Source organism: Streptomyces sp. NPDC030798 (assembly GCF_055572275.1).
On record NZ_JBVIDR010000005.1, the window covers coordinates 45,971 to 70,347 of the forward strand.

Consider the following 24,377-nt stretch of genomic DNA (forward strand, 5'->3'; position numbering starts at 1 on the left):
ACGGTGTATACGTCGTGTGTATACGCGGAGTGTCAAGATCATGGCGGGCCGTGCTGCCGTGCAGGTGGGGGCCGATTGTCCGCGTTCGGTAACAACGAGCGTCAGGCTGACGGGGGTTCGGGGGCGGAGCCCCCGGGTGGCCGTCCACGGCGCGGCAGCGGCCCCGTCTCCTTCGGCAGCCGCCCCGCCTCCGCCAGCGCCCTGCGCAGCAGGAACTCGATCTGCGCGTTGGCGGACCGCAGCTCGTCCCCGGCCCACCGCGCCAGCGCCTCGTACACCGACGGGTCCAGCCTCAGCAGCACCTGCTTGCGCTGCTGAGGCCGGCGCCGCGGAGTCTCTTCGGGGGAGTCCGTCACTGGTACAGCGTCCCGGTGTTCAGGACCGGCTGCGGGGCCCGGTCCCCGCACAGCACCACCATCAGGTTGGACACCATCGCCGCCTTCCGCTCCTCGTCCAGTTGCACGATGTCCGCCTCCGCGATGCGGCCGAGGGCCGCCTCCACCATGCCGACCGCACCGTCGACGATCTGCCGCCGGGCGGCGACGACCGCGCCGGCCTGCTGCCGCTGGAGCATCGCCGAGGCGATCTCGGGAGCGTACGCGAGGTGCGTGAAGCGCGACTCGATGATCCGCACCCCGGCCGCCTCGACCCGGGCCTGCAGCTCGACGGCCAGCTTCTCGGTGATCTCCTCGGCGTTGCCGCGCAGCGACAGGCCGTCCTCCTCGTGGGCGTCGTAGGGGTACTCGATGGCGATGTGCCGTACCGCCGTCTCGGTCTGCGTGGCGACGAACTCGGCGTAGTCGTCGACCTCGAAGACGGCCTGGGCGGTGTCCTGGACCTTCCAGACCACGACCGCGGCCAGTTCGATCGGGTTGCCGTAGGCGTCGTTGACCTTCAGGACGGCCGTCTCGTGGTTGCGCACCCGGGTGGAGATGCGGGTCCGGGCGGTGAAGGGGTTCACCCAGCGCAGGCCGTCCTGCCGGATCGTGCCCCGGTAGCGGCCGAAGAGCTGCACGACCCGCGCCTCGCCGGGGGCGACCGTGTTCAGGCCGCGCATCGCGATGACGGCGGCCAGCAGGACGAGGACGCCGGCGACTATGAGGCCGCCCTTGGCGCCGGGGGCGGAGACCGCGGCGGCGCCGGCGAGCAGGGTGGCGGCCGCGCCGAGTCCCAGCAGGCCGAGCAGCAGCGCGAGTCCACCGCCGATGCTGTGCGCCGCGAACTCCCGTACGCGCGGGGCGGGCATCTCGGGTACGTCGGCGGTCGCGGACGCGTCGTGTACGGACATGGGTGGATTCCCCCGTTCTCGAGGCGCTCACTTTCGGTCGAGCGCCTAGCTTGCTTCTAGCTAAGTGATATCACTTTTCCTTGTCAAGCAACCGTTCGGTGGCCAGATCCGTCGGTTCCCTTGGGGCGGGTGCTGATTGTCACGTCCGTAAAAGAACGGATCGGACGTCCTTTGTCATATAGACGGGTGTTAGCTTTCGGAGCTGACCCCGAGACGGAAGCGGAGTGTAGGGACTCATGGGACGAGCGGAAGAGAGACGAGCGCGACAGCGCGGTGGCCGCCGCGCGGCGCCCAAGCGCCGCCGCTCGCCGTCCACGGCCGACACCTCGACGGCGACCGGAACCCCGAGCGCACCCGGCACCCCGGCGCCCGGCGGCCGGGCCGCCGCCCGTGGCAGGTCCGCGCCCGGCGCCAAGCCCGCCAAGGGCCGAATACGCCGGCTGTTCACCTGGAAGAAGATCCTCGGCACGTTCTTCGGCTTCTGCCTGCTGGGCATCGGCGCCTTCGTCGTGCTGTACATGACCGTGCCGGTCCCCGACGAGGGCAACGTGGCCGCCCGCCGCCAGAGCAACGTCTACAAGTTCAGCGACGGCTCGGTCCTGACCCGCAAGGGTGACGTCAACCGCGAGATCGTGGACCTGTCGAAGGTGCCCCGGAGGGTGCAGCTGACCTTCGTCGCGGCCGAGAACAAGTCCTTCTACACCGACCACGGCGTCGACCTCAAGGGCACCGCTCGCGGTCTGCTCAACACCCTGTCCGGCAAGGGCAAGCAGGGTGGCTCGACCATCACCCAGCAGTACGTCAAGAACTACTACCTGAACCAGGACCAGACCGTCACCCGCAAGCTGAAGGAACTGGTCATCTCGCTCAAGGTCGAGCGCGAGAAGTCCAAGGACGACATCCTCGCGGGCTACATCAACACCAGCTACTACGGCCGCGGCGCCTACGGCATCCAGGCCGCCGCCCAGGCCTACTACGGCGTCGACGCCCAGAAGCTCTCCGTCGCCCAGGGCGCCTACCTGGCCGCCCTGCTCCAGGCCCCGAGCCAGTACGACTGGCAGGCCGCGACCCCCACCGGCAAGAAGCTCGTGACGGCCCGCTGGAACTACGTCCTGAACAACATGGTGGAGGAGGGCTGGCTGCCCAAGTCCGACCGCGACGAGATGCGCTTCCCCTATCCCAAGGCACCCAAGGGCGCCCCGGGCCTCGGCGGGCAGAAGGGCTACCTGGTCGACCTGGCCAACCAGCAGCTCGAACAGCAGCTGATGGAGAAGGACGGCCTCACCCAGGCCCAGGCCGAGAGCGCCGTGATCAACAACGGCTGGACCATCACCCTCAACATCCAGAAGAAGAAGCAGGCCGCGCTGGAGAAGGCGGTCAAGAGCCAGCTGACCGGCAAGCTGGACAAGAAGAAGCGCAAGGTGGACGGTTACATCCAGGCCGGCGCGGTGTCCGTCGACCCGAGCACGGGCCGGATCGTCGCCCTCTACGGCGGCGTGGACTACTACAAGCACTACCTCAGCAACGCCACCCGCAAGGACTTCCAGCCGGCCTCGACGTTCAAGCCGGTCATCCTGGCCGCCGCCCTGGAACAGGGCGCCACGACCCAGGACGGCAAGCAGATCGGCGCCAACACGATCTACGACGGCACCAGCCGCCGCCCGGTCGTCGACCACGGGACCAAGGTCGGCTTCGCCCCGCCCAACGAGGACAACGTCAACTACGGCCCCATCACCGTCCAGAAGGCGATGAACGCCTCCGTCAACTCCGTGTTCGCGCAGATGGGCGTCGACGTCGGCATGGAGACCGTGATGGGCACCGCGAAGAAGCTCGGCATGGACACCAGGGGCATGCAGGCCGTGCCGGCGCAGACCCTGGGCTCGATGAGCGCGAGCCCGCTGGAGATGGCCGGGATCTACGCCACCTTCGACAACCACGGCAAGAAGGTGACGCCCAGCATCATCAAGTCGGCGGAGAAGACCGGCCGCTCCTCGGTGACACCCGACCCGCTCGGCAGCCAGGTGCTGGGCCGCACGGCCGCCGACACGGTGACCTCCGTGCTGACCGGCGTGGTCGACGACGGTACGGCCAAGATCTCCGTGGCCGGCAACCCGCTGCGCAAGGGTCAGCAGGTGGCGGGCAAGACCGGTACCTCCGACGGCAACAAGTCCGCCTGGTTCACCGGCTACACCCCCGACCTGGTCACCTCGGTGGGCCTGTTCGGCGAGAACCCGAAGTCGGGCGCCCACGTCTCCATGACGGGCGCGACCGGTCTGATCCCGCCGCCCGGCCGGATCAACGGTGGTGGCTACCCGGCGCAGATCTGGGCGGCCTACACCTTCGGCGTCACGGACAAGGCCAAGTTCGACCTCGACACCACCCAGGGCGCGGCGGTCCAGCCGTCGGACACGCCGAGCTTCAGCCAGAGCCCGTCGAACACGCCGTCCAGCACGCCGTCGAACACCCCGTCGTCCCAGCCGCCGTCGTCGCAGCCGCCGTCGTCGCAGCCGCCGAGCCGGACGCCGAGCCAGTCCCCGTCCAGCCAGCCGCCATCGAACACGCCGTCCAGCCAGCCGCCGACGGGGGACATCAGCCCGGAGAACCCGCTCGACCCGGGCGGGCAGTGACAGCGGACGAGAAAAGGGCGCCCGGCGTACACCGGGCGCCCTTTCCGTGGGATCTCAGCCCCGGTTCAGTTCGAACCAGACCACCTTGCCGGTACTCAGCCGTGTCGCGCCCCAGCGCCGGGCGAGCCGGTTGACCAGGTACAGCCCGCGGCCGCCCTCGTCCGTGGCCCGCGCCTGGCGCAGCCGGGGGAGCTGGGGCACGTCGTCGCCGACCTCGCAGCGCAGCACGTCCGTGCGCAGCAGCCGCAGCGTCACGGGCCGCGAGGCGTACCGCACCGCGTTCGTCACGACCTCGCTGATCAGCAGCTCCACCGAGTCCGACAGCTCCTCCAGGTCCCAGCGGGCCAGCGTGCGCCGGGCCAGCCGGCGGGCCTCGCGCGGCGCGGAGTCCTCCGGATCCAGCGTCCAGTACGCCACATCGCTCGGCGCGATCCCGTCGAAACGGGCGGCGAGCAGCGCGATGTCGTCGTCCCGGTCGCCCGGGCCCAGCATGTCCAGCACCTCGTCGCACAGCGCCTCGAGCGGCGGCGGATGGTCCGGGCCGGTCAGCTGGGCGGTCGCCGCGAGCTTCTCGCGCAGTTGCTCTATGCCGGTCCACACGTCCCGCAGCCGGGACTCCACCAGACCGTCGGTGTACAGCAGCAGGGTCGCGCCGGCCGGCGCGTCCAGCTCCACCGCCTCGAAGTCCACCCCGCCCACGCCGATCGGCGCGCCCGGCGGTACCCGCAGCACCTCCGCCCGGCCGCCCAGGTGCAGCAGCACCGGTGGCGGATGGCCGGCGTTGGCGATGGTGATGCGGTGCGTGACCGGGTCGTAGACCGCGTACAGGCAGGTCGCCATGCGGTCGGTGCCCAGCCGCTGCGCCTGCTCGTCCAGGTGGTGCAGCACCTCCTGCGGCGGCAGGTCGAGCCCGGCCAGTGTCTGCGCGGTGGTGCGCAGCTGGCCCATGATCGCCGCCGAGGTCATGGAGTGGCCCATGACGTCACCGACCACCAGCGCCACCCGGCTGCCGGGCAGCGGGATCGCGTCGTACCAGTCGCCGCCCACCCGCGCGGTCTCCGCGGCCGGCAGATAGCGCGAGGCCAGCCGCACACCCGTCGGGCGGGGCAGGGTCTCGGGCAGCATCGTGCGCTGCAGCTCGTCGGCGATGTAGGCCTCCCGGCCGTACAGCACCGCCTTGTCGATGCCGAGCGCGCTGTGCGTGGCGAGCTGGGCGGCCACCAGCAGGTCGTCCGCCTCGAACGCCATGCGCTCCGGGCGGCGCAGGAACAGCGCCGCGCCGATCACCCGGCGCCGGCCCCGCAGCGGCGCGAGGATCGCGTGCTGCCCGTCCGGTACGACCGCCTCGCCGCTCTCGCCGAGCAGCTCGGGCAGCGCCGCCCGGGCGGCCGGGGCGTCCGCGAAGACCGGACGGACCCCGCGCAGCACCTCGTTCAGCGCACCGCCCGGGTGCACCTCGCACAACTCGGTCGTCAGTGCCGACAGCTCGGACAGCGCCGACGGATCGGGCTCCGGCTCGGGGAACGGCGGGAGCAGCAGGCCGCTCTCACTGTCCCGTTCGTCCGGTATCCGGTCCGTGCGGCGCAGCCGCAGCACCACGGGGCCGGTGGGCCGCTCGTCGCCGACCGGCAGCGGGTCGCGCAGATAGACCAGGATCGCGTCCGAGAACGTCGGCACCGTCGCCCGGCACAGCCCCATCACGATCTCGTCCAGGTCGATGCCGCGCGCGATCCGCCGGGTCGCCGCGCCCACGAACCTGAGCCGGTCCCCGTCGCGCCGCATCGGCATCGGCCGCCCCGGCGGCAGTCCCCGCCCGGTACGGCGCTCCTGGGCGCCCGGCGCCCGCTCCTGCTCGGCGCCCGGCTGCGGCGGAATGGCCTCCGGCGCGGGACGCGGACGGTGTGCGTCGGTCTCGGCGGTGGCCGGCTGGGAGTGCTCGGGGCCGTTGACTGAGGGCTCCTTCCCCTTGGTCCCCTGGCTGCGCCGGGGGCTCGCCGTGCAGGGCGTGGCCGTCCCCGGGCCGGAGGATGCTCCGTCGGCGCGGGCCTGCGCCGGTAAGGCCGAGTTCCCGAGCGGCTTCGGGGTACGCAGGAGCGCCCCGCGGGTCTCCGCGGGGTCGACGCCCGGCTGGGGGCGCTCGTAGGAGGTGGGCTGCTCCGTCACGCGTGTCGCATCCGTCCGTCCGGGGCTGCGTGCCGGGCACGCAGATGGTCCCGCCGAAATTCCGATACCCGGAATACGTGCCCCAGGAACGGGATTCCCGCGTGGTCAGAGGTTGTTCCTGTGCCGCCGGCGGACCCGTGCGGGCCCGCGGTGGTGTTGCCCTCGTACCCCTCGCTCACGTCCTGCCGCCCCTCGGTGACGTATGGTCAGGCCCGGCGCATGCTCCGGTGGTTGCTGCTCCTTGGCGCCCTTGCGGAGGACGATCCTACGTTTCTTGCCCGGGGGCGCATCAAGGGTCTCATGAGGACACGTGCGCAGGCGTACGGTCCCAGTCCTCGGGGAGTGACGGTACCGCCCAGGAGGGGTCCGGGCGCCAGTGCTGCCACCCGTCCGAGAACGGAGGGCCCCACGCTGCGATCACCTCCACCGCCGCCTGCCCCGCCGCGCGCACCCGCTCGGCGGTCACCTCGTCCAGCAGACCGTCCCGCTGGGCCTGCGCGAACTCGTCCTCGTCGCGCCAGTCCCAGGTGCGGTCCGGGTGCACCGAGATGTCCAGGAAGTGATCCTCGGAGTCCACCCCGCCCGCCCAACGGGCCAGCGGCTGCTCCAGATTGACGTACCAGTTCTTGAACCGCCAGCCCGGCTCCCAGAACAGCCACACCGACCACGGCTCACCCGGCCGGGCCAGCTTCAGCACGCCCGTGCCGAACCACCGGTCCCGCTGCACCGTGCGCGGCTTGGTGTAGCGGGTCTCCAGCGGCTCCAGGTGGACGGGCGTGCCGTCCGCCAGCACCGGCTTCACGCACTCGGTGCCGGGCGCCATCCACACCGCGAGCACCTCGGCGTCGTCCCGTACGACGGTGACGGGCCGCGCGATGTGGAAGTGCGCACCGGCGTTCTCCCGGTACCGCCACAGGATCTGCGTCCCCGGGGTCCAGTACGCCGCACGGCCCGCCGCCACTCGTCTCATCGCTCCGTCGTCCGCCATGCACAGATATTAGGTGCCGTAGGCATACGACGCTGCGGTGGGCGTCACGGTTCACCGTCGCCGGGCGTGTTGTTACGGCCGTGTCATCCGCAGGACATCCAGCGCCTCGTCCAGCTGCTCCAGGGTGAGATCGCCGCGCTCCACGTAACCGCTCTCCAGCACGACCTCCCTGATCGTCCTGCGCTCGGCCAGCGACTTCTTGGCGACCTTCGCGGCCTCCTCGTAACCGATGTACTTGTTCAGCGGGGTCACCACCGAGGGCGAGGACTCCGCGTACTCGCGGGCCCGCTCCCGGTCGGCGGTGATGCCGTCCACCGTGCGGTCGGCCAGCAGCCGCGCCGCGTTGCCGAGCAGCCGCACGGACTCCAGCACGTTCTTGGCGATGACCGGCAGCATGACATTCAGCTCGAAGTTCCCCGACGCGCCGGCCGTGGCGATGGTCGCGTCGTTGCCGATCACCTGGGCGGCCACCATCAACACGGCCTCGGGGACGACCGGGTTGACCTTCCCCGGCATGATCGACGAGCCGGGCTGCAGATCGGGCAGCCGGATCTCGGCCAGCCCCGTGCGCGGTCCGGACGACATCCACCGCAGATCGTTGGCGATCTTCGTCAGGCCGACCGCGATCGTCCGCAGCTGCCCGCTGGTCTCCACGATCCCGTCCCGGGCGCCCTGCGCCTCGAAGTGGTCCCGCGCCTCGGTCAGCGGCAGCCCGGTGACCCGCGCGACCTCCTTGATCACCGCCGCGGAGAACCCCGGCGGCGTGTTGATCCCGGTCCCGACCGCGGTCCCGCCCAGCGGCAGCTCGGCCAGCCGCGGCAGCGAGGCCCGCAGCCGCTCCACGCCGTACCGCACCTGCGCCGCGTACCCGCCGAACTCCTGCCCGAGCGTGACCGGCGTGGCGTCCATGAGATGAGTCCGCCCGGACTTCACGACGTCGGCGAACTCCTCGCCCTTGCGCGCGAGGGAGGCGGCCAGATGCTCCAGGGCCGGGATCAGGTCGTGCGTGACGGCGGCGGTGGCGGCGATGTGGATGGAGGACGGGAACACGTCGTTGGACGACTGCGAGGCGTTCACATGGTCGTTGGGATGCACGTCCCGGCCCAGCCGCTCCGTGGCGAGGGTGGCGATGACCTCGTTGGTGTTCATGTTGGACGAGGTGCCGGAGCCGGTCTGGAACACGTCCACCGGGAAGTGCTCGTCCCACGTGCCGTCCGCCACTTCGCCGGCCGCCTCCTGGATGGCCTCGGCGACGTCCTTGTCGACCACACCGAGCTGCGCGTTCACCTTGGCGGCGGCTCCCTTGATCCGGGCCAGCGCCTCGATGTGCGCGCGTTCGAGTCGCTGGCCGGAGATGGGGAAGTTCTCTACGGCGCGCTGCGTCTGGGCACGCCACTTGGCGCCGGCGGGGACGCGGACCTCGCCCATGGAGTCGTGCTCGATGCGGTAGTCGCTCATGGCAGTTATGACGATTCGCCGCCCGCCGTTGTTCCCGGCCACTACGCTGAGTAAGTGATCGACTGCAAGGCGGTGCGGCAGGGGGTACCTCGTGGGGACGGCGTACGGCGACTGGCTCAGGGAACAGCGGGAAACGGCGGGACTGACGCAACAGCAACTGGCGGAGCAGGCGATCATGTCGCGGACCCACATCGCCCACATCGAGGCGGGGCGCCGGGTGCCTTCGGAGGAGGATGCTCGGCGGTTGGATCGGGTGCTGAACACCGGGGGTGCCCTGAGCAACTTCCGGCCGGGAGGGGACCGCAGGCCGGTGGCCCCCTACTTCGAGTCGGCACGCGAGCTGGAACAGCAGGCCGCCGTCATCCGGGAGTTCGCGCTGTCTTTCGTGCCCGGGATTCTTCAGACGGAGGCGTACGCCGATGCCGTGTTGCGTGACGCCTCCTACCCGCCGCTGGTCAAGGAGGAGCGCGCGAAGGACGTTGCCGCACGGCTCGATCGGGCACGGATCCTCGAGGATCCCCGCACCCCGCTCGTCTGGGCACTGCTCGACGAGGCGGTGCTGCGACGGCCCATCGGGGGCCCGGAGGTGATGGCGAGCCAGATGCTGCGTCTCCTGCGGCTGGCGGAAACCGAGCGGATCAGACTGCACATCCTGCCGCTGGGACACGGGGGACATCCCCTCCTCAACAGCATGGTCAAGCTGATGTGGTTCGAGGACCAGCCTCCGGTGGCTTACGAGGAGGGGTCCTTCTCGGGCACCCTGCACGACGAACCCGCACTGGTTCAGCGGATCCAGGATGCCTACGCTCTCGTGCTGGGAGAAGCCCTGCCGCAGCGGGAGTCACTGGGCTTGCTGCGGTCGATCGCGAAGGAATACGGCCACCATGACTGAGCAGTACACGATTCTCGACGCGTCCATACTGAAGGGCTGGCGCAAGTCGTCCTACAGCGGCGGGAATGCGGGCGACTGCCTGGAAGTACTCGACCGCCACTACCCCCACGGCCTCCCGGTCCGCGACTCGAAGGTGCCGCACGGTCCGGCGGTGGTCTTCGGGAGGCCGGCATGGTCGGCGTTCGTCTCCGCGGTGGGGAAGGCGGAGGGCGCCTTCCGGTGACTGTGGGGCGGCCCCAACCGCTTGGAGCCGCCCAGTACCGTCACAGGGCCTTACGCCAGGCCAGGGCCCCGGACCGGGATCGACGTGAACGTCGGCTGCGGGGCGGGGTCGGTGAAGAAGTCGTTGCCCTTGTCGTCCACGACGACGAACGCCGGGAAGTCCTCGACCTCGATCTTCCAGACCGCCTCCATGCCCAGCTCCTCGTACTCCAGGACCTCCACCTTCTTGATGCAGTCCTGGGCGAGACGCGCGGCCGGACCGCCGATGGAGCCGAGGTAGAAGCCGCCGTGCGTGGCACACGCGTCGGTGACCTGCTTCGACCGGTTGCCCTTCGCCAGCATCACCTTGGAGCCGCCCGCCGCCTGGAACTGCTCGACGTAGGAGTCCATGCGGCCGGCCGTGGTCGGGCCGAAGGAGCCGGACGCATAGCCCTCGGGGGTCTTCGCCGGGCCGGCGTAGTACACCGGGTGGTCCTTGAGGTACTGCGGCATCTCCTCGCCGGCGTCGAGGCGCTCCTTGATCTTGGCGTGGGCGATGTCGCGGGCCACGACCAGCGGGCCGGTCAGGGACAGGCGGGTCTTCACCGGATACTTGGTCAGCTCGGCGAGGATCGTGTCCATCGGCTGGTTGAGGTCGATCCTGACGACGTCGCCGGCCTCGTCCAGGTGCTCGTCCGTGGTCTCCGGCAGGAAGCGCGCCGGGTCGGTCTCCAGCTGCTCCAGGAAGACGCCCTCGGCCGTGATCTTCGCGACGGCCTGGCGGTCGGCCGAGCAGGACACGGCGATGGCGACCGGGCAGGACGCGCCGTGGCGGGGGAGACGGACCACGCGGACGTCGTGGCAGAAGTACTTGCCGCCGAACTGGGCGCCGATGCCGATCTTCTGGGTCAGCTCGAAGACCTTCTGCTCCAGATCCTTGTCGCGGAAGCCGTGGCCGAGCTCCGAGCCCTCCGCCGGAATCTCGTCCAGGTAGTGCGCGGAGGCGTACTTCGCGGTCTTCAGGGCGTACTCGGCGCTGGTGCCGCCGACGACGATCGCCAGGTGGTACGGCGGGCAGGCGGCCGTACCGAGCGAACGGATCTTCTCCTCCAGGAACTTCATCATGGAGGCCTCGTTCAGGACGGCCTTGGTCTCCTGGTAGAGGAAGGACTTGTTGGCGCTGCCGCCGCCCTTCGCCATGAACAGGAACTTGTAGGCGCCGCCGTCCGTGGCGTACAGCTCGATCTGGGCCGGGAGGTTGGAGCCGGTGTTCTTCTCCTCCCACATGGTGAGCGGAGCCATCTGCGAGTAGCGCAGGTTCAGCTTCGTGTAGGCGTCGAAGATGCCACGGCTGAGGGCCTCCTCGTCACCGCCCTGCGTCAGCACGTTCTGCCCGCGCTTGCCCATGACGATCGCCGTGCCGGTGTCCTGGCACATCGGCAGCACGCCGGCCGCCGCGATGTTGGCGTTCTTCAGCAGGTCCAGGGCGACGAACTTGTCGTTGCCGGACGCCTCGGGGTCGTCGATGATGCGGCGCAGCTGGGCGAGGTGAGCCGGGCGCAGGTAGTGCTGGATGTCGTGGATGGCCTCCTCGGCCAGCTTGCGCAGCGCCTCCGGCTCCACCTTGAGGAACGTCCGCCCGTCCGGTCCCTCGACGGTGGACACGCCCTCCGAGGTCACCAGCCGGTACGGGGTGGTGTCCTCGCCCTGGGGGAGCAGATCGGTGTACGCGAACTCAGGCATCTCAGCCCATTCCTCACTCTGACGGACGGCTGCCCGCCGACGCTGGCGGGCAGGCCCAGCCTAGAACCTGCCGCCGACACGGAACCTGTGAGGTAAGGCTCAGTTCGACACGCCCGGCGTGGTCCACACCCCTAGTCGCGATCTATCGCGTTTCGGTACGCTGCTGCCGTGGACCTTCAGAAGCAGGCTCAAGCCCAGGGCACCGCACCGCGTCTCGCCGAGCTGCGCGCCTCGGACGCCGACCGTGACCGGGTCGCCGACATCCTCCGTGAGGCCCTGGCCGAGGGCCGGCTGACCGCCGACGAGCACGCCGAGCGCGTGGAGGGGGTGCTGCACGCGAAGACGGTCGGCGAGCTGGAGGCCTTCATCCGCGACCTCCCGGCCGCCCACCAGCAGCCCCCGGCGCCCGCGTACACGCCGGTGCCCCCACGCCCGAGCCCGGGCGCGATACCGGCCGAGGCCGACGCCAACGTGGTGGCCGTCTTCAGCAGCGCCATGCGCCGGGGCCGCTGGCGCGCCGGACGCCGGCTGCACGCGTACGCGATCTTCGGCTCGGTGGAGATCGACCTGAGCGAGGCGATCTTCGAGTACCAGCAGGTCGTGATCAAGGCCGTCTCCGTCTTCGGCGACGTCCAGATCCGCGTCCCGGAGAACATCTCGCTGCGCGGCACGGGCGGCGGCGTGCTCGGCAACTTCGAGGTGAACACGCTGGACTCGGTCGAGTCCGACGCCCCCGTGGTCTACGTCGACGGCTGGGCCGTGCTCGGCAACGTCGAGGCGCGGCCCAGGCGCGGCAAGCTGGTGGCGGACATCCTGGATCGTGTCCAGGACAAGGTCGACAGGAAACTGCGCAAGCACCTGGACCGCTGACGGCCGCGAAGGCGCCGGTGACCGAAGGGTGCCGCCCGGTGGCGCGGGGCGCACAGGGGCGTGAACAAGCCGTCGCACGCCCGCGGCCCGGAACGCAGTGCATAGGCGCGCGCACAGCGGGTAGGCCTTGCGCATCGTCGCTCACTCGCGAAGCCGTCGTCAGGAGTAGACCGTGCTGCAACCGCCGCATTCGTCCCTGCAGGTAGCTGCCGTTCCGGCCCAGCGGGTGCCGGCGCGAGAGAGGGACCAGGACGCGCCGTGGCACACCGAGGCGGTGTGCCGGCGCGACGAGGCGGGCCTGTTCTTCGCCCCGTCGAAGGAGCCGACGGCCGCCCGTCTCTCCCGCGAGGAGGCCGCCAAGCGCGTCTGCGCCCGCTGCCCCGTCATGGTCGAATGCCGCGAGCACGCCCTCCTCCAGCCCGAACCGTACGGCGTCTGGGGCGGCCTCACGGCGGCCGAGCGCCGGGTCGTCCTGGCCAGGCGCCGCCGCCGCGAACTCGAACTGAAGAAGGCGGCCACGGCGACGAACCGCATAGCGGGTTAGAACGGGCGATGGGCGGCGCCCTCTCCGCACAGAGGACGCCGCCCAACCCGAGGGGCGCGCGGCGCTGCCCCTCCCCTGGGTGCTACTTGGCCCGGTCGAAGTCGATCGCGCTGTAGGCCCGCAGTTTCCTGAGCCGGTGCTCGGAGTCGATCCGGCGCACCGTCCCCGACCTCGACCGCATCACGATCGACTCGGTCAGCGCGGTCTCCGACCGGTACCGCACGCCCCGCAGCAGCTCACCGTCGGTGATACCGGTCGCCACGAAGAACACGTTCTCCCCGGAGACCAGGTCGTCGGTCGTCAGCACCCGGTCCAGGTCGTGCCCGGCGTCGATGGCCCGCGCACGCTCCTCCTCGTCCTTGGGCCACAGCTTGCCCTGGATGGTGCCGCCGAGGCACTTCACCGCGCAGGCCGAGATGATGCCCTCGGGCGTGCCGCCGATGCCGAGCAGCAGGTCGACGCCCGTGCCCTCGCGCAGCGCGTAGACCGAGCCCGCGACATCGCCGTCGGAGATCAGCTTGATGCGCGCGCCGGCCTCCCGGACCTCGCGGATCAGGCCCTCGTGGCGCGGCCGGTCCAGGATGACGACGGTGACGTCCTCCGGCGTGGACCGCTTGGCCTTGGCGATGCGCTTGATGTTCACGGCGACGGGCGCGTCGATGTCGACGAAGTCGGCCGCCTCGGGGCCGGTGACCAGCTTGTCCATGTAGAACACCGCGGACGGGTCGAACATGGCTCCGCGCTCGGCGGCGGCGAGGACGGCGATCGCGTTGGGCATGCCCTTGGCGGTCAGTGTGGTGCCGTCGATGGGGTCGACCGCGATGTCGACCTCGGGACCGGTGCCGTCACCGACGTGCTCCCCGTTGAAGAGCATCGGGGCCTCGTCCTTCTCGCCCTCGCCGATGACGACGACGCCGTTCATCGACACGGTGGAGACGAGGGTCCGCATGGCCCGCACGGCGGCACCGTCGGCGCCGTTCTTGTCACCGCGCCCGACCCAGCGGCCGGCGGCCATGGCCGCGGCTTCGGTCACCCGGACGAGTTCGAGGGCGAGGTTGCGGTCGGGGGCCTCGGAGGGCACGTCCAGCTCGGACGGCAGGTGATGATTCTCGGTCATCGGAGCGCACCTTTCTGATACGACGACGGCCGGATGAGGGTTCTCAGCCCCGACTCTATCGTTAGGTAGACAAAATGAGCAGGGGACCCCACGGATGAGCGCTCCGGACACCTGCGACGATAGAGGGCGTGGCAGGTTCGAACGGCAAGCAGAAGACGGTCCGGGACATGATCCTCTCCCTGGGCCTCATCGGGATCGCGGCGGCGGTCGTCTACTTCCTCGGCATTCCTCACGACGATCACACTCCCGATCTCAAGCGGGTCGACTACCGGGTCGAGCTGCTCAGTGCACGCCGGGCGGCGAGCTACCCGGTGGCCGCGCCCGAGGGTCTCCCGAGTACCTGGAAGGCGACGTCCGTACGCTTCCAGGGCGAGAACAACGACCGCTGGCACCTCGGCTTCCAGGATCCCGACGGTCAGTACGTGCAGATCGAGCAGTCCACCGACAAGCGGCCCGACTTCATCGACCAGGCCAGCCAGGGCGCCTCGGCCACGAAGAAGACCGAGAAGATCGGCGATCGCACCTGGACCCGCTACACCGGCGGCCGCTACGACGCGCTCGTCCTCGAGGGCACGCCCGGCTCCACGACGGTGGTGGCCGGCACGGCGTCCTTCGCGAAGCTGACGCAGATGGCGCAGGCCCTGCAGATGAAGTAGGCGCCCGCGGTCCCCGTGCGCGCACGACAGAGGCCCCCGGCACGCCGCCGGGGGCCTCTGTCGTCGCAGCGGCTCGCTGCGCGGCTGCTCAGACGGTCGTCACGACGTCGTCGTACGCCAGCCGCGGCGAGCGCGGGTACCAGGCGTCCGGGCCCGGCTTGCCGAGGTTGACGACCATCAGCGGGGTGTGGTCGCCGTCCAGGAACTCCTTGCGGACGCCCTCGGCGTCGAAGCCGGTCATCGGGCCGGCGGCGAGACCGGCGGCGCGGACGCCGACGATGAAGTAGGCGGCCTGCAGGGCGGCGTTCATCGCGGCGGACCCCTCGCGGACCGGGCGCTCGGCGAAGAACAGGTCCTTGGCCTGCGGGAAGGCCGGGAACAGGGCCGGCAGCTCCTCGTGGAACTCGTTGTCCGCCGCGAGGATCGCGACCAGCGGGGCGGCGGCGGTCTTGGCCCGGTTGCCCTCGGACATGTGCTGCACCAGGCGCTCGCGGGCCTCGGGGGAGCGGACCAGGGTGATGCGCAGCGGGGTCTGGTTGAAGGCGGTCGGGCCGTACTTGACCAGGTCGTAGATCGCCTGGACCTGCTCGTCGGTCACCGGCTCGTCGGTGAAGGTGTTCGCGGTGCGGGCCTCGCGGAACAGCAGGTCCTGGGCGGCCGGGTCGAGAACGAGAGACATGCGTGACTTCCTCGGATGCGTGTCCCGGTCCGGGGTGCCGGATCGGCTGACGGCACGACCTTACGCGAGGGGAAGTTCAACCTTCAACAAATCCCGGGGTGCGGTGACCCCCTTCACACCTTCCCGCCGTCCACGGCTACTCGGCGTCCTCCTCGGCCTCCTCCGCCAGCGCGGCGTCCAGCCGGGCCCTGGCCCCCTCCAGCCAGCGCCGGCACACCGCGGCCAGTTCCTCGCCGCGCTCCCAGAGCGCCAGGGACTCCTCCAGCGTCGTACCGCCCGCCTCCAGGCGGCGTACCACCTCGATCAGCTCGTCCCGCGCCTGCTCGTACGAGAGCGCCTCGTCCACCTTGCCGGTCATGCGTCCACCTTGTCGATCATTCGGCCACCTTCACCGCGAACTCACCGTCGGCGACCCGCGCACGCAGCGCCTCGCCCGCCGACACCTCCTGCGGGCCGCGCACCACGTGCCCGTCGTCCTTCTGCAGCACGGCGTACCCCCGCTTGAGGGTGGCGGCGGGGGAGAGGGCCACCACGCGCGCGTGCGTGTGCGTCAGCTCCGAGTCGGCGCGGTCGAGGAGATGACCGAGGGTGCGCCGGCCGCGGTCCAGCAGTGCGGCCACATGGTCGGCGCGCTCGTCGATCATCCGGTGCGGATCCTCCACCGAGGGCCGCGCCAGCGCGTGCGCGAGCCCCCGCTCCTCCCGCTCCAGGAACGCGTTCATGCAGCGCCGCGCCCGGTCCCGCAGCATCCGCACCCGCTCGGACTCCTCGCCCACGTCCGGTACGACCTTCTTGGCCGCATCGGTCGGCGTGGAGGCACGCAGGTCGGCGACATGGTCCAGCAGCGGGTTGTCCGGCTCGTGCCCGATGGCGGAGACGACGGGCGTACGGCACTGCGCCACCGCGCGTACGAGCTGCTCGTCGGAGAACGGCAGCAGGTCCTCCACGCTGCCGCCGCCCCGGGCGACGATGATGACGTCCACGTCGTCCAGCGCGTCCAGCTCCTTCACCGCCTGCACGACCTGAGGGACCGCGTGCACGCCCTGCACCGCGACGTTGCGCACCTCGAAGCGGACGGCGGGCCAGCGGTGCCGGGCGTTCTCCAGCACGTCCCGCTCGGCGGCGGAGGCCCGCCCGCACACCAGCCCGATCAGCTGCGGCAGGAAGGGCAGCGGCTTCTTGCGCTCCGGTGCGAACAGCCCCTCGGCCGCCAGCGTCTTCTTCAGCCGCTCCAGCCGTGCCAGCAGCTCCCCGACGCCGACCGGCCGTATCTCGGCGGCCCGCAGCGAGAGCTGCCCACGCGGCGCGTACCACTCCGGCTTCGCCAGGACCACGACCCGGGCGCCCTCGCCGACCACGTCGGCGACCGCGTCGAACACCTGGCGGTAACAGGTCACGCCGACGGAGATGTCGTACGACGGATCGCGCAGCGTCAGGAACACGACCCCGGCACCCGGCCGCCGCGACAACTGCGTGATCTGCCCCTCGACCCACACCGCGCCCAGCCGGTCGATCCAGCCCCCGATCAGCCGGGACACCTCACCGACGGGCAGCGGAGCCTCCGCAGACGTGTTCACAGCCATGCCGCGAGCGTAACGGCCACCGCTGACATTCCCGCCCGTTGGCCGCCCGTGCGCGCTCGGCGCCCGCGGACGCACCCTTACGATGGGTGGCATGACCGCTTCGCCTGGCCGCCGTGTCCTGCTCGCCGCCCCCCGGGGCTACTGCGCCGGTGTGGACCGCGCCGTGATCGCCGTCGAGAAGGCCCTGGAGCAGTACGGGGCCCCGATCTACGTCCGGCACGAGATCGTCCACAACAAGTACGTCGTGCAGACCCTGGAGAAGAAGGGCGCCGTCTTCGTCGAGCGGACCGAGGAGGTGCCGCCGGGCAACATCGTGATGTTCTCCGCGCACGGCGTCGCCCCGGTCGTCCACGAGGAGGCCGCGCGCGGCCGGCTGGCCACCATCGACGCGACCTGCCCGCTGGTCACCAAGGTCCACAAGGAGGCCGTGCGGTACGCCAAGGAGGACTACGACATCCTCCTGATCGGGCACGAGGGCCACGAGGAGGTCATCGGCACCTCCGGCGAGGCTCCCGACCACATCCAGCTGGTCGACGGCCCCGAGGACGTCGCCAAGGTCGAGGTCCGCGACCCGTCCAAGGTCGTCTGGCTCTCCCAGACCACGCTCTCCGTGGACGAGACCATGGAGACCGTCGACGCCCTGAAGACCAAGTTCCCGGGGCTCGTCTCCCCGCCCAGCGACGACATCTGCTACGCCACGCAGAACCGTCAGCTCGCCGTGAAGCAGATGGGCGCCGAGGCCGAACTGGTCGTCGTCGTCGGCTCGCGCAACTCCTCCAACTCCAAGCGGCTCGTCGAGGTCGCCAAGCTCGCCGGCGCCCGCGAGGCCTACCTGGTCGACTTCGCCGACGAGATCGACGAGGCGTGGCTGGAGGGCGTGACCACGGTCGGCGTCACCTCCGGCGCGTCCGTGCCCGAGGTCCTGGTCGAGCAGGTGCTGGAGTGGCTCGCCGAGCGCGGGTACGGCGACGTGGAGATCGTGAAGGCCGCCGAGGAGTCCATCACCTTCTCGCTGCCGAAGGAACTCCGCCGCGACCTGCGCGAGGAGGCCGCCGCCCTGACCGCCGAGCGCGGTGGCTCGGGCGCCCAGGACACCACCGCGCCCTGACGGAGGTGCAAGCGCCGGGGGGTACGCCGTAGTGACGGTCAGTCGTCCGTCGTAACGTGGTGCCATGCAGATCTTCGGCGTGGACATCGGCGGATCCGGGATCAAGGGCGCCCCTGTCGACTTGGACAAGGGCGACCTGGCCCAGGAGCGCTGCAAGGTGCTCACCCCGCAACCGGCGACGCCCGACGGCGTCGCCGAGGGCGTGAAGCAGGTCGTGGACCACTTCGGCTGGACGGGGCCGGTGGGCCTGACCTTCCCCGGGGTGGTCACCGGCGGTGCCATGGTCCGTACGGCGGCCAATGTCGACAAGAGCTGGGTCGACGTCGACGCGCGCGCCCTGTTCAGCGGCCGGCTGGGCGGCCTGCCGGTGACCGTGGTCAACGACGGGGACGCGGCGGGCGTCGCCGAGATGCAGTTCGGCGCCGGACAGGGCCGCCGGGGCACGGTCGTCCTGCTCACCTTCGGCACCGGCATCGGCAGCGCCGTCTTCGTGGACGGCGTCCTGGTGCCCAACACCGAACTGGGGCATCTGGAGTTGAACGGCCGGGACGCGGAGAAGCGAGCGTCCAGCAAGGCCAAGGACGACCACGACCTGAGCTGGGAGCAGTGGGCGCGCCGCGTCCAGAAGTATCTCGCCCACGTCGAGATGCTGTTCTCCCCCGAGCTGTTCATCATCGGCGGCGGGGTGAGCCGCAAGGCCGACAAGTTCCTGCCCTTCATCGAGGGCATCACGGCGGACATCGTCCCGGCCCAGCTGCAGAACAACGCGGGGATCGTGGGGGCGGCGATGCGGGCGGCGCAGGAGCAGCACCGGTAACCGCGGGGCGCCGGCCGGCGCCCGGCGCCCCCCTCTCACGCACGGCGGCGGGCTCGTACGTCCAGTACCCGGCGGACGAGGACCAGCACCCCGGCGATCAGCGTCCCGCCGTACAGCCAGCCGGCCTGGGTGGCCAGGGCGGTGACCAGGCCCATCAGCCGGCCCAGCATCCCCCCGCCCCCGTCGGCGACGGGAAGCAGACCCACGGCGAACGCGATCGGCACGACCACGGGGGCCGTGAGGAGGTCGCCCCCGCGCAGCCACGACGCGGTCAGCACGCACACCGGCAGGAACAGCACGCCGTACACGGTCAGCGAGCCCCCGAACATCCACTGGTCCAGGCAGCCGAGCAGGAACATCAGCGCGGTGCAGAACAGCCCCCCGCCGAGCCCGGTGAGCCGGATCCCCGCCAGGCGGCCGCCCGCCGGGGCCGTACGGGCGCCGGATGAGGACCGCGCCACCGGCTGCGCCTCCCGCGCACTCCTGCCCTGGCCGCTGGGGCGTCGCCGGGCCTGCGGCGGCAGCGACCGGGGTGGCGGGCCGCCGCGCCGCCCGCCGTTCGGGGGTCGGGTCCTGCGTTGCTCCATTGGACCAACTTAGGTCTGCTTATGTGCTCGATCGGCCCTCAGACACGCCGGTGCGAAGAGCTTGGCCGGGCGTTCGGCGCTCCCGCGAGGCAGCACCGGGGGACGCCGTAAACTGGGGGATCGGCCAGTGTCGGTCTCTGGCCCCTGGCAGCCCCCCTGGCCCTCTCATCTACGGGAAGTCGCAACGTGTCGCTCACGATCGGAATCGTCGGCCTGCCGAATGTCGGCAAGTCGACCCTGTTCAACGCCCTGACCAAGAACGACGTGCTGGCGGCCAACTACCCGTTCGCCACGATCGAGCCCAACGTCGGCGTGGTCGGCGTCCCCGACGCCCGCCTCGCCCAGCTGGCCTCGATCTTCAAGTCGGAGCGCATCCTCCCGGCCACGGTCGACTTCGTCGACATCGCCGGCATCGTGCGCGGCGCCTCGGAGGGCGAGGGCCTGGGCAACAAGTTCCTGGCGAACATCCGCGAGTCCGACGCGATCTGCCAGGTCATCCGTGCCTTCAAGGACGAGAACGTCGTGCACGTCGACGGCAAGGTCTCGCCGAAGGACGACATCGAGACGATCAACACCGAGCTGATCCTGGCCGACCTGCAGACCATCGAGAAGGTCCTCCCGCGCCTCCAGAAGGAGTCCCGGATCAAGAAGGACGTGGCCCCGAAGGTCAAGGCGGTCGAGGAGGCCAAGGAGATCCTGGAGAAGGGCGACACGCTCTTCGCGCACGGCATCGTCCAGGGCACCGAGCGCAACGAACTCCTCCACGACCTCCACCTCCTCACCACCAAGCCGTTCCTCTACGTCTTCAACGTCGACGAGGACGAACTGGTCGACGAGGACTTCAAGAACGAGCAGCGCGCCCTGGTCGCCCCCGCCGAGGCGATCTTCCTCAACGCCAAGCTCGAGGCCGACCTCGCCGAGCTGGACGAGGAGGAGGCCCTGGAGCTGCTCCAGTCCGTGGGCCAGGACGAGCCCGGCCTGGCCACCCTGGCCCGCGTCGGCTTCGACACCCTCGGCCTGCAGACCTACCTGACGGCCGGCCCCAAGGAGTCGCGGGCCTGGACGATCAAGAAGGGCGCCACCGCCCCCGAGGCCGCCGGTGTCATCCACACCGACTTCCAGAAGGGCTTCATCAAGGCCGAGGTCATCTCCTTCACCGACCTGATCGAGACCGGCTCGGTCGCCGAGGCCCGAGCCAAGGGCAAGGCCCGCATGGAGGGCAAGGACTACGTCATGCAGGACGGGGACGTGGTGGAGTTCCGCTTCAACGTCTGATTGGACGTGGACAAGCGGCCTGACCTGCGAGAAAGCAGGTCAGGCCGTTGTGCGGTCCGCAGTTGTCCGCAAAACCTGGAGCAGCTACGTGTCGTAGACCGTGGAGCGGTGTCCGACGTGTACAACCCATACCACCAGCTCCCCGTTGTCGATCGTGTAGACGACACGGTAGTCGCCGACCCGAAGGCGGCGGCGCTCAGGCTGGGATACGAGTGCGGTGGTGTTGAAGCCGAAGGGGTCGCTCTCCAGCTCTGTAAGTTTGGCCAGGATGCGCAGCGCCATGTCCCGCGGAATCTTGCGCAGCTCAGCCTGGGCCTCGGGCCGGAACACCGTGCGGTAATCACTCACTGCGTGCCAGCGTCTCCCTCATCACGTCCTCGATCGGGACGCCGACGGCCGGGTTCGCCATGCGCTCGTCGATGATGCGGTTGATCTCGCGCTCCTCCCACTCCTGGTACTTGCGCAGCACGTCGATCGAGACCACGGCGGCGACCTGCTTGCCGCGACGGGTGATGACAGTGGGCACGTCGTCACGGTCGGCCCGTTCGACGACTTCGGCCAGGTGAGCGCGTACGTCGCGGATGGACTCTATGGGCAGCGGCTGAGTCATGCTTCAAGGGTACCGAGTGTGCCATGTGTACACAACAGCTTCGGGCCCCGGCCGGTGCCGGGGGTCAGCGGTGGCAGTATGCGGGGACACAGCGAGAGAGGTCGGGGTGGGGTGGGGCGCAGCGAGCGGGAGGCGGTTGCCGCGGGGGGGCGGCTGTACGAGGCGGCGCAGGCGGTGGTCGGCGACCACGGGCGGGCTGTCGAGGCGGTTCGGGCGGCACTGAAGCCGATCTTCGACACGGCGGCGGAACAAGCGCTGGACGCCATCCCAGTGGCCCGGTTGAAGGAGGTCACCGAGGGTCGGCTGAGGCTCGGGGAAGTCGAGAAGAGTGGCCTGCGATCGGTCCGGCAGGTACTCGATGCCGGTCCCTACCGGCTGCGACAGATTCCTGGCGTGGGGCAGCGGACCGCCGATCAGGTCATCGCGGCGGCACGTCAGATATCTGATGCCGTTCGGGAGACCATCGCCGTCCACATCGACGTGGACCGGCCAGAGCCGCGAACCACCTCACTCGTCATGGCTCTGCATGTGCTGGTGGAAGCGGGCCCCGATGCGCGGCGAGCCGTCGACACGGCCGTGGCACTTTCGGAGCGGCTCGGTCCGCTGCTGGCCGAGGCCAAGCCGGCCGCCAGGCGGCTGCGGATGCTGCTGGTGGGGCAGGCCAAACGAGCTCGGGCGCTGGAGGCCGTTGCAGAGGTCCGCAGGCTGGCCGAGGAAGCAGCGCAGGGCGGTGTGTCGGAGCTGCTTGCGCAGGCCTCGGTGGATCTGCTGCGCGGTACCTCGACCGAGGTGGCCGCCTGGGTCGACTTCGAGCTGCGTTCCGCCGAGTACTACAGCCTGCTCGCGGAGATCTCCGGCCGCAGCCCCGACACTGCCGCTGCCGAGGGGTTCCTGCCCGACGAAGTTGCCGAGCGGGTCCGCGACCAGATGCTTGATGACACTCACCGGCGGGTGTCGCTGCGCGGCTATCAAGCCTTCGGGGCGCGATTCGCCCTGGCGCAACGCAAGGTGATTCTTGGCGACGAGATGGGGCTCGGCAAGACCATCCAGGCCATCGCCGCTCTGGCTCATCTCGCTGCCGAGGGGCAGACTCACTTCATGGTCGTCTGCCCGGCCAGCGTCCTGATCAACTGGACACGCGAAATCGAGGCCCGCAGCAAGCTGCGCGTGATGCCTCTTCACGGCCCCGACAGGCACGAAGCGTTTGCCGACTGGAAGGGTCGGGGCGGCGTAGGGGTGACCACCTTCGACGCCTTGCGTGGTTTCCCGGCCCTCGGAGGCGGCGAGCTGGGGATGCTGGTCGTGGACGAGGCGCACTACGTGAAGAATGCGAAGACGCGTCGCTCCCAAGCCGTGACGGAATGGTCCGGGCGCTGCGAACGCGTTCTCTTCATGACCGGCACGCCCATGGAGAACCGAGTCGCCGAGTTTCGCAGCCTTGTGCAGATTCTCCAGCCACACCTGGCAGGGGTTGTTGGTGACCGTGACGGAGTGGCCGGTTCCAAGGCATTCCGGAAGGCCGTAGCCCCGGTCTATCTGCGCCGCAACCAGCAGGATGTTCTGACCGAACTGCCCGCGCTCCAGCAGACGGACGAGTGGGAGGAACTGAGTGCGTCGGACGAAGATGCCTACCGCGAGGCCGTGCGCGCCGGCAACTTCATGGCGATGCGCAGAGCGGCGTACGCGCGCCCCGAGAAGTCGGCCAAGCTGAACCGGCTGCGCGAGATCGTCGAGGACGCCGCCGAGAATGAGCTGAAGGTGGTGGTGTTCTCCAACTTCAGGGATGTCCTTGGAACGGTGAAGGACACGCTGGATGGGGCGCGAAGCAACGGTGGCGCTCAGGTGTTCGGTCCGATCTCGGGAAGCGTGCCACCCGCGCGTCGTCAGCAGCTGGTGGACGAGTTTGCCGCCGTGCCGGGTCATGCGGTGCTGGTGGCGCAGATCGAGGCGGCGGGGGTGGGGCTCAACATGCAGGCCGCGTCCGTCGTGATCATCTGTGAGCCCCAGATCAAACCGACCATCGAACACCAGGCGGTGGCGCGGGCCCATCGCTTGGGGCAGGTGCGTTCGGTCCAGGTGCACCGGCTGCTCACCACCCGCGGGGTGGACGAGCGGATGGTGGAGATGTTGAAGAACAAGACCCGCCTGTTCGACGCGTACGCGCGCCGCAGCGCGGTCGCCGAGTCGACGCCGGACGCGGTCGACGTTTCGGACACGGCGATGGCCCGCCAGATCGTCGAGGAGGAGCAGGTGCGGCTGGGAGTGGTCCGCAAAGAGTCCGCAGGACACCCGTAAGCGACTGTCGGGACGCAACGCACGCCAACGAGGAAATGCCTGGTCAGGGCGCTGCATGCGGCTCCGTCACAGGTCAGGGTTGGCGTGCAGGCATTCCGCTCCAACGTGTGACCGACAGAAGGGGCTGAGCTCTGGCGAGCTCAGCCCCTTCTGCGTTCCCGTGCTGACTCGGTGCTGACTCCTAGTTGCTCGTCGGCGGCGTGAGCCCCTCGAGATCCAGGCTGATCTCGAAAGGCACCGGGCGCTTCAGAGTGCCCCGGAAGATGCCGGCGGGTGCGTAGACGCCAGTCGGTTGGTCGAGTTCGTAGACGTGGACGACGGGAGCGCCGTCTTCGTCCTCGATGCGCCAGTAGTGCGGGATGCCGGCCTCGGCGTACTTGCGGAGCTTGACCGTGCGGTCCCGGTGCGCGGACTCGGGTGAGACGACCTCGACGACGAGTCGCACCTCGTCCGGCGCGAACCAGGTGCGGTCTCCGTCGTAGTCGGCCGTCGTCACCAGCAGATCGGGCTCGGGCCGGTTTCGCTCGTCGAGTTTTATGGTCATCTCGCGGCCGACCCTGACATCGCCGGGCGCCTGCTCCATGAGAGCGACGGTGAGCATGGTGACGAGGTGGCCGTGCCACCACCTCTGCGGCGACATCATGAAGACGAGCGCTCCATCGATCAGCTCGGTGTGGCGGGGCGCCTCGGGTAGGCGGTCCAGGTCCTCCGCGAACCAGCCTTCCTCGCGCGGCGGGCGCATCCAGTCGGGCAGTGCGGTCATGGCTCAACCGTAGCGACTCGACGAGACGCGGGCCACGAGATCGTCACCGGGGGATTGCCCTTCCCGCCGTCCCGTGTCCAGGCCCTGTCGCCGGTGCAGAGCCGGGGCGGTGT

The 24,377-nt window shown here is 70.2% G+C and carries 24 protein-coding genes; 10 read left to right on the plus strand and 14 right to left on the minus strand.

Translation table 11 applies throughout. The features are described from left to right. Window positions 1-101: 101 nt before the first annotated feature. Both ACZ404_RS13170 and ACZ404_RS13175 read right to left on the minus strand, forming a co-directional pair. On the minus strand, window positions 102-407 hold the full coding sequence (locus ACZ404_RS13170; RefSeq protein WP_468439090.1) for a type II toxin-antitoxin system antitoxin: 306 nt from the start codon (window positions 405-407) through the stop codon (window positions 102-104). Continuing rightward, window positions 353-1,288 (minus strand): SPFH domain-containing protein, encoded by a 936-nt coding sequence (locus ACZ404_RS13175; protein ID WP_468439092.1) that lies wholly within the window; start codon window positions 1,286-1,288, stop codon window positions 353-355. Before ACZ404_RS13175 ends, ACZ404_RS13170 begins: the two co-directional genes overlap by 55 nt. 236 nt (window positions 1,289-1,524) lie before the next feature. Here ACZ404_RS13175 and ACZ404_RS13180 point away from each other — a divergent pair, with 236 nt between their 5' ends. Then, complete coding sequence (locus tag ACZ404_RS13180) at window positions 1,525-3,915, plus strand: transglycosylase domain-containing protein (protein ID WP_468439094.1); 2,391 nt, start codon at window positions 1,525-1,527, stop codon at window positions 3,913-3,915. Between the two features lie 54 nt (window positions 3,916-3,969). On the opposite strand, the gene ACZ404_RS13185 is transcribed toward ACZ404_RS13180, so the two are convergent. From ACZ404_RS13185 to ACZ404_RS13195, 3 genes are all read right to left on the minus strand, one after another. Beyond that, window positions 3,970-6,078, minus strand: coding sequence for a SpoIIE family protein phosphatase (locus ACZ404_RS13185; RefSeq protein ID WP_468439096.1), 2,109 nt, complete (start codon window positions 6,076-6,078; stop codon window positions 3,970-3,972). Between the two features lie 298 nt (window positions 6,079-6,376). Beyond that, window positions 6,377-7,066 carry a cytidylyl-2-hydroxypropylphosphonate hydrolase gene (gene fomD / locus ACZ404_RS13190; RefSeq protein WP_468439098.1) on the minus strand — a complete coding sequence of 230 codons (690 nt, stop codon included), beginning with the start codon at window positions 7,064-7,066 and terminating at the stop codon, window positions 6,377-6,379. 72 nt (window positions 7,067-7,138) lie between these two features. Further along, the gene (locus tag ACZ404_RS13195; RefSeq protein WP_468439100.1) at window positions 7,139-8,524 is read right to left on the minus strand and encodes a class II fumarate hydratase; all 1,386 of its coding nucleotides are present in this window, start codon (window positions 8,522-8,524) and stop codon (window positions 7,139-7,141) included. Window positions 8,525-8,615: 91 nt separating this feature from the next. Between ACZ404_RS13195 and ACZ404_RS13200 the strand changes: the two genes are divergently transcribed. Then, window positions 8,616-9,416 carry a helix-turn-helix domain-containing protein gene (locus tag ACZ404_RS13200; RefSeq protein ID WP_468439102.1) on the plus strand — a complete coding sequence of 267 codons (801 nt, stop codon included), beginning with the start codon at window positions 8,616-8,618 and terminating at the stop codon, window positions 9,414-9,416. Next, a complete protein-coding gene (locus tag ACZ404_RS13205) occupies window positions 9,409-9,639 on the plus strand; it encodes a DUF397 domain-containing protein (RefSeq protein ID WP_468439104.1) in 231 nt (76 codons plus the stop codon). Before ACZ404_RS13200 ends, ACZ404_RS13205 begins: the two co-directional genes overlap by 8 nt. Window positions 9,640-9,689: 50 nt before the next feature. On the opposite strand, the gene ACZ404_RS13210 is transcribed toward ACZ404_RS13205, so the two are convergent. Next, window positions 9,690-11,360, minus strand: a complete 1,671-nt coding sequence (locus ACZ404_RS13210) for a fumarate hydratase (protein ID WP_468439106.1) — start codon at window positions 11,358-11,360, stop codon at window positions 9,690-9,692. Between the two features lie 168 nt (window positions 11,361-11,528). Between ACZ404_RS13210 and ACZ404_RS13215 the strand changes: the two genes are divergently transcribed. Then, entirely contained in the window at window positions 11,529-12,230 is a 702-nt protein-coding gene (locus ACZ404_RS13215) for a DUF1707 SHOCT-like domain-containing protein (RefSeq protein WP_468439108.1), read from the plus strand. Between the two features lie 172 nt (window positions 12,231-12,402). Then, the gene (locus ACZ404_RS13220) at window positions 12,403-12,774 is read left to right on the plus strand and encodes a WhiB family transcriptional regulator (protein WP_468439110.1); all 372 of its coding nucleotides are present in this window, start codon (window positions 12,403-12,405) and stop codon (window positions 12,772-12,774) included. An 82-nt stretch (window positions 12,775-12,856) separates the two neighbouring features. On the opposite strand, the gene glpX is transcribed toward ACZ404_RS13220, so the two are convergent. Further along, complete coding sequence (gene glpX, locus ACZ404_RS13225) at window positions 12,857-13,891, minus strand: class II fructose-bisphosphatase (protein ID WP_468439112.1); 1,035 nt, start codon at window positions 13,889-13,891, stop codon at window positions 12,857-12,859. 128 nt (window positions 13,892-14,019) lie between these two features. On the opposite strand from glpX, the gene ACZ404_RS13230 reads away from it, so the two are divergent. Next, window positions 14,020-14,547 carry a DUF4245 domain-containing protein gene (locus ACZ404_RS13230; protein WP_468439114.1) on the plus strand — a complete coding sequence of 176 codons (528 nt, stop codon included), beginning with the start codon at window positions 14,020-14,022 and terminating at the stop codon, window positions 14,545-14,547. A gap of 88 nt (window positions 14,548-14,635) precedes the next feature. On the opposite strand, the gene ACZ404_RS13235 is transcribed toward ACZ404_RS13230, so the two are convergent. The 3 genes from ACZ404_RS13235 to xseA all read right to left on the minus strand — a co-directional run bounded on the left by ACZ404_RS13235 (window position 14,636) and on the right by xseA (window position 16,809). Further along, window positions 14,636-15,226: a malonic semialdehyde reductase gene (locus ACZ404_RS13235; protein ID WP_468439116.1), complete on the minus strand. Its 591-nt coding sequence runs from the start codon at window positions 15,224-15,226 to the stop codon at window positions 14,636-14,638. A gap of 136 nt (window positions 15,227-15,362) precedes the next feature. Continuing rightward, the gene (locus tag ACZ404_RS13240; RefSeq protein ID WP_468439118.1) at window positions 15,363-15,584 is read right to left on the minus strand and encodes an exodeoxyribonuclease VII small subunit; all 222 of its coding nucleotides are present in this window, start codon (window positions 15,582-15,584) and stop codon (window positions 15,363-15,365) included. 16 nt (window positions 15,585-15,600) lie between these two features. Next, window positions 15,601-16,809 (minus strand): exodeoxyribonuclease VII large subunit, encoded by a 1,209-nt coding sequence (gene xseA / locus ACZ404_RS13245; protein WP_468439120.1) that lies wholly within the window; start codon window positions 16,807-16,809, stop codon window positions 15,601-15,603. Between the two features lie 91 nt (window positions 16,810-16,900). Here xseA and ACZ404_RS13250 point away from each other — a divergent pair, with 91 nt between their 5' ends. Both ACZ404_RS13250 and ppgK read left to right on the plus strand, forming a co-directional pair. Beyond that, window positions 16,901-17,917 carry a 4-hydroxy-3-methylbut-2-enyl diphosphate reductase gene (locus ACZ404_RS13250; protein ID WP_468439122.1) on the plus strand — a complete coding sequence of 339 codons (1,017 nt, stop codon included), beginning with the start codon at window positions 16,901-16,903 and terminating at the stop codon, window positions 17,915-17,917. Window positions 17,918-17,981: 64 nt separating this feature from the next. After that, window positions 17,982-18,734 (plus strand): polyphosphate--glucose phosphotransferase, encoded by a 753-nt coding sequence (ppgK, locus tag ACZ404_RS13255; RefSeq protein WP_468439124.1) that lies wholly within the window; start codon window positions 17,982-17,984, stop codon window positions 18,732-18,734. Window positions 18,735-18,769: 35 nt separating this feature from the next. On the opposite strand, the gene ACZ404_RS13260 is transcribed toward ppgK, so the two are convergent. Further along, on the minus strand, window positions 18,770-19,195 hold the full coding sequence (locus ACZ404_RS13260; RefSeq protein WP_468439126.1) for a DUF6542 domain-containing protein: 426 nt from the start codon (window positions 19,193-19,195) through the stop codon (window positions 18,770-18,772). 312 nt (window positions 19,196-19,507) lie between these two features. Between ACZ404_RS13260 and ychF the strand changes: the two genes are divergently transcribed. Next, entirely contained in the window at window positions 19,508-20,596 is a 1,089-nt protein-coding gene (ychF, locus tag ACZ404_RS13265; RefSeq protein ID WP_468439128.1) for a redox-regulated ATPase YchF, read from the plus strand. Window positions 20,597-20,680: 84 nt separating this feature from the next. Here ychF and ACZ404_RS13270 read toward each other — a convergent pair whose 3' ends face one another. Both ACZ404_RS13270 and ACZ404_RS13275 read right to left on the minus strand, forming a co-directional pair. Further along, window positions 20,681-20,944 carry a type II toxin-antitoxin system RelE family toxin gene (locus ACZ404_RS13270; RefSeq protein ID WP_030207783.1) on the minus strand — a complete coding sequence of 88 codons (264 nt, stop codon included), beginning with the start codon at window positions 20,942-20,944 and terminating at the stop codon, window positions 20,681-20,683. Further along, a complete protein-coding gene (locus ACZ404_RS13275) occupies window positions 20,937-21,206 on the minus strand; it encodes a type II toxin-antitoxin system Phd/YefM family antitoxin (protein ID WP_359442567.1) in 270 nt (89 codons plus the stop codon). Before ACZ404_RS13275 ends, ACZ404_RS13270 begins: the two co-directional genes overlap by 8 nt. A 111-nt stretch (window positions 21,207-21,317) precedes the next feature. Between ACZ404_RS13275 and ACZ404_RS13280 the strand changes: the two genes are divergently transcribed. Continuing rightward, window positions 21,318-23,501: a DEAD/DEAH box helicase gene (locus tag ACZ404_RS13280; protein ID WP_468439131.1), complete on the plus strand. Its 2,184-nt coding sequence runs from the start codon at window positions 21,318-21,320 to the stop codon at window positions 23,499-23,501. Window positions 23,502-23,682: 181 nt separating this feature from the next. Here ACZ404_RS13280 and ACZ404_RS13285 read toward each other — a convergent pair whose 3' ends face one another. After that, window positions 23,683-24,264: a Uma2 family endonuclease gene (locus ACZ404_RS13285; RefSeq protein WP_468439133.1), complete on the minus strand. Its 582-nt coding sequence runs from the start codon at window positions 24,262-24,264 to the stop codon at window positions 23,683-23,685. Window positions 24,265-24,377: the final 113 nt, after the last annotated feature.